Annotated in this window: 1 protein-coding gene; it reads right to left on the reverse strand. The window is 47.1% G+C overall.

What is annotated here, in order from left to right; translation table 11 throughout:
- Positions 1–18: 18 nt before the first annotated feature.
- A protein-coding gene (locus B0G85_RS10190) for an IS3 family transposase (RefSeq protein ID WP_100380354.1) occupies positions 19–1,169 on the reverse strand; the annotation gives its coding sequence in 2 pieces (ribosomal slippage) (positions 19–932 and positions 932–1,169; 1,152 coding nt in all).
- Between the last annotated feature and the right edge of the window lie 61 nt (positions 1,170–1,230).

The raw sequence follows: 1,230 nt of genomic DNA on the forward strand, positions 1-1,230 counted from the left end.
TGAATCGCTACCAATATCCTAGACACTTGCCAACCTCGCTTGGTACTGCTTTTCAAATACTACCGGAGATAAGCCATTGTTGTAACTATGGCGCCTGACCGGGTTGTAAAACAACTCAATGTAATTAAAGATATCTTCGCGGGCTTGGCTTCTCGTGTTGTAAGTTTTACGCTTCACCCGTTCACGCTTTAATAGCTGGAAAAAGCTCTCTACTACCGCATTGTCATGACAATTTCCTCGTCGACTCATACTTGGCCTCAGGTTATGTTCCTTTAAAAAGGCTTGCCACTCATAGCTTGAGAACTGACTGCCTTGATCTGAGTGGATGGTGACCATCTGCCTAGGTTTGCGCTTCCATAAAGCCATCAGCAATGCTGATACGACCAGTTCTTTATCAATACGGCTTTGCATCGACCAACCTACGATCTGCCTTGAGAAGAGATCTAAAACTACCGCTAAGTACAGCCAGCCCTCGTGTGTGCGAATGTAGGTAATATCCGTGACCCAAGTCTCATTAGGCTCTAGAACATTGAACTGCTGAGCCAAATGATTGGGGGCGGTCACCGATGCCTTAGTTCCGTAATGCCTAGGCTTGCGATAACCCGTTTGGGACTTTAGTCCTTGCGCCTTCATCAAGCGATACACCCGCTGCTCACCACAAACGATCCCCAAATCTCGAAGGTCATCATGGATCTTGCGATAACCATACACGGCACCACTCTCAAGCCAAGACTGTTTAATCTGACTGGTAATGGATTGGTTCTCTCGGCTTCTTGCTGATAGGGGCTCCTTGCACCAAGCGTAATAACCACTCGGATGCACCTGCAATACCCTACACATAACCCTGATACGGTGTTCATGCTGATGTTCTTTGATGAAGGCGTACTTTAACCGGACTCCTTGGCAAAGTACGCGGCGGCCTTTTTTAAGATGTCGCGCTCCTCAGTCACCCTTCTGAGCTCAGCCTCCAATCTTTTGAGTCTAGCTGTTTGATCGTCGGCAGTTAGTCGCTGCTCTGCAGGAATGCCGTATTTATTAACCCAGGCATACAAACTATGGGGTGAAGTACCCAATCTAGCGGCCACCTCCCGAACCCCAAAACCGCGTTCAGTTACTTGCTTAACTGCCTCTAATTTGAACTCTTCAGTAAATCGTTGACGCTTACTCATAACACCTCCTAATAACCTAAATATTAGGCTAGAAAGTGTCTACAGAAGTGGTAGCGATTCA

Source organism: Polynucleobacter brandtiae (assembly GCF_002797575.1).
Taxonomy (GTDB): domain Bacteria; phylum Pseudomonadota; class Gammaproteobacteria; order Burkholderiales; family Burkholderiaceae; genus Polynucleobacter; species Polynucleobacter brandtiae.